At 74.0% G+C, this 3,187-nt stretch carries 2 protein-coding genes; one reads left to right on the top strand and one right to left on the bottom strand.

What is annotated here, in order from left to right:
* The first annotated feature begins 142 nt into the window (after window positions 1-142).
* Window positions 143-580, top strand: a complete 438-nt coding sequence (locus D7V93_RS40925) for a GNAT family N-acetyltransferase (RefSeq protein ID WP_158623974.1) — start codon at window positions 143-145, stop codon at window positions 578-580.
* Window positions 581-1,024: 444 nt separating this feature from the next.
* On the opposite strand, the gene D7V93_RS40920 is transcribed toward D7V93_RS40925, so the two are convergent.
* The coding region (locus D7V93_RS40920; RefSeq protein WP_208723317.1) for a glycosyltransferase family 39 protein at window positions 1,025-3,187 on the bottom strand (2,163 nt) is incomplete at its 5' end.

The following is a 3,187-nucleotide window of genomic DNA, read 5'->3' as shown; positions in this document are numbered from 1 at the left end:
GGGAAGGATGGGCGGGACCCACGGGACACTCGGCCATGGCGCGCAAGCTAGCGTCGGATGGGCGGCAGCCGCGCCTGGCGAGCGCGGGGTGTCGGGATTCCTTCAGCGCGGGTGCGCTAGCGTGCCGACCGAGGAGCCCTGCATGTCCCCTGTTCAACTCCGTCCCCTGCGCCCGTCGGATGTGCCTGAGCTCGTGGGCCTGTGCGAACAGCTCGGTTGGCCCGCGACGGCCCCGGAGCTGGAAGAGCGTTTCGAGCGGCTCCGGGCCGTGCCCGGGCAGGCGGTGTTCGTGGCGGAGCGGGAGGCGGGGGGAATCGTGGGGTGGATGCACGTGCAGGAGCGTCCGGCCCTCCACCTGCCGCACACCGCCGAGGTCGCCGCCCTCGTCGTCGACGCCGCGCACCGCGGGACGGGCTGTGGCCGCGCGTTGATGGCGGAGGCTGAAGGCTGGGCGCGGGCGCGCGGCTGCCAGATGCTCATGCTCCGCTCGAGCAGCCACCGGGAGGCGGCGCACCGCTTCTACGAAGCGCTCGGTTACGAGCGCGCCTCCTCGAGCTTCAAGTTCACCCGGACGCTCTGACGAGGACGCAGTGCCCGCCTTCACGGCGCCGCGCTCACCTGGAGCAGCGGCAGCACGGAGATGCGGGAGGAACGGATCATTTCCAGCCCCATGTGGACAGCGCTGCGCTGTCGCACGGTGGTGCCTTCACGGCGCGGCATTCACCTGGGGCAGCGGCAGTACGGTGATGCGGGAGGAACGGATCATTTCCAGCCCCACGTGGACAGCGCCCCGCTGTCGCACGGCGATGCCTTCACGGCGCGGCGTTCACCTGGGGTGGCAGCGGCACGGTGATGCGGGAGGAACGGACCATTTCCAGCCCCACGTGGACAGCGCTCCGCTGTCGCATGGCGATGCCTTCACGGCGCTGCGTTCACCTGGGGTGGCAGCGGCACGGTGATGCGAGAGGAACGGACCATTTCCTGTCCCACGTGGACAGCGCTCCGCTGTCGCACGGTGATGCCTTCACGGCGCTGCGTTCACCTGGGGCGGCATCGGCACGGTGATGCCTGACGGACGGGCCGCCTCCAGCTCCCGCACGGCGCGCGCCAGGCCCGCGTCCCTCGGTGCCAACGTCAAGGCCCGGGCATACAGCGTGCGGGCCAGCTCCAGTCGTCCTGCCCGCAGGTGGTGCTCGGCAGCGAGCGCCACCACCCGCCACGCGTCCGGCGCCTCCGCGAGCCGCGCCGCGATGGCCTGCTCCAGCGGAGCCGTGGGAAAGGCCGCGGTCGGGGTGCGCTGGAGCGCGACGGTATAGGAGCGCACCGCCTCCTCATGGCGCCCCAGCGCGGCCAGGGCCGAGGCCCGGAGGTACTCCGTGGGGGCGAGGTCCGGGAACAAGGCCAGCACCGCGTCCGCGTCCGCGAGCGCCCCGGCCGCATTGCCCCAAACGAGCCGCGCACTGCCCCGTGCGTGCCGCGCATCCAGCGAGTCGTGGAGCGCGAACAGCTCCTGCTCCCAGGCCTCGCGGCGCGGATCCCCCAGCGCCTCCGCTGCCGCGACCGCGAACGCCAGCGCATCCAGCGTGCCCCCGCGCTCCTCCAGGGACCGCGCGGCCTCCGCGAGCGCCGCCGGCCGGTCGCCCTGCGCCAGCTCACACCGCGCCGCCACGAGCCGTGGATCCAGTGAGGTGTCATACAGCACGCCCCGGAACCCGGCCGCGGCCCGGGCCGCCGGCAGCGCCTGTTCACACCTGCCCGCGCGCCGGGCCAGCTCCGCCATGAAGAAGAGGTCCATCGGCGTGTCCGCCCCGAAGCGCTCCAGCGACAGTGCCGCCGAATGCGCGGCCACCTCGGGCGATTCGAACGGCACGCCCCGCAGGTTGCGCAGCATCGCGGTGAAGGGCTGCGCCGCCTGGAGCCGCACGAACGCGCGCGTGGCCTCGTCATAGCGCCCCGCCGCCAGCGCGGACGCCAGCGCGCCCCCGTCCGCGGCGTTCGTCTCCCCACGCTCCAACTGCCGCTGCACGTCGCGCACGAACGGGAACAGCACGGGCAGCGTGCCCACCGCCACCACCAGCCCCGCGCACACTGCCAGCTCGCGGGGACGGCGCCGCGCCTGGAGCCCCGTGGAAACCAGCACGCCCACCAGCAGGGCCCACGCCGGCAGCGCGGCGACGCGGTAGCGGCTCACCACGTAGAACCCCAGCGCCAGCGCCGAGCTCGCGACCAGGTACATCAGCACCAGCCCCACACGCTCCCGCCGCCACAGCGCGACGAGCAACCCCGCGAGCCCCAAGAGCCCCAGCACCTGCGCGCTCACCAGCGGCCACGCCCCGAGCCGCGCCTCCGCGCGCCGCACCTCGACCAGGTCATGCCCGTCGGGGCCGAACAGGAAGAAGGCCAGCTTGCGGCCCACGAGTCCCAGGAAGCTGCCCGGCTCCCACCGCGCGAAGGCCACCGTCTTCTTCACCCAGAACAGCTCCGCGTCCGCGGGCGACAGCGCCTGCCCGGTGTCGGCGCGCGCGAACTCCCGGTAGAGGTGGTGCGCGTAATCGGGCCGGTCCGGTGAGCGCAGCTGCGCCTCGTACTGCTTGAGCAGCGTGGGCGGCTGCGCGCCCAGCCCCGTGCCCTCCGGCCGGTTGCCCATGTGCAGCACCGCGCCCGCGCTCATCGTCGCGCCCAGCTGCGAGCCCACCTTCGCGCGCACCGCGAGCGTCGGAAGCGCCGAGGCCACGAACCCCACGCCCAGCAGGACCGCCGGAGCGAGGAAGCGCCGGAGGCGATCCCGCCACGCCTCGCGTGCCACCCACAGGGCCGCGAACCCCAGGATGAACAGGCCCGTGGGCCGCGTGGCCCCCGACAGCCCCAGGAGCACGCCCGCGCCCACCACCGACGGCATCCGGAAGCCCGGGCTCGCCGCCGCGAGCAGCGCCAGCGCGGCCAGGTTGAACACCATCACCAGCAGGTCCGGCTCCAGCGTCGCCTCGTACAGCAGCACGGGCACCGTCACCGCCAGCAGCGCCGCCGCGACGAGGCCCGTCGTGCGCGACACCAGGCGCGCGCCCAGCACGTACACGGCGACGAGCCCGCCCGCGCCCGCGACGCTCTGGAGGATCCGCAGCGGTCCGGGGGACAGCAGCACGTTGAGCAGCAGGTACAGCGGGCTGAAGTCCGCGCCCTGTTCGGG

Source organism: Corallococcus llansteffanensis (assembly GCF_003612055.1).
Classification (GTDB): Bacteria; Myxococcota; Myxococcia; order Myxococcales; family Myxococcaceae; genus Corallococcus; species Corallococcus llansteffanensis.
This window is presented reverse-complemented; position numbering and strand designations above follow the sequence as displayed.

What these genes read in the sequence shown, in the direction of transcription:
- D7V93_RS40925 (WP_158623974.1), top strand. Translation starts at nt 143, where the DNA reads ATGTCCCCTGTTCAACTCCGTCCCCTGCGCCCGTCGGATGTGCCTGAG.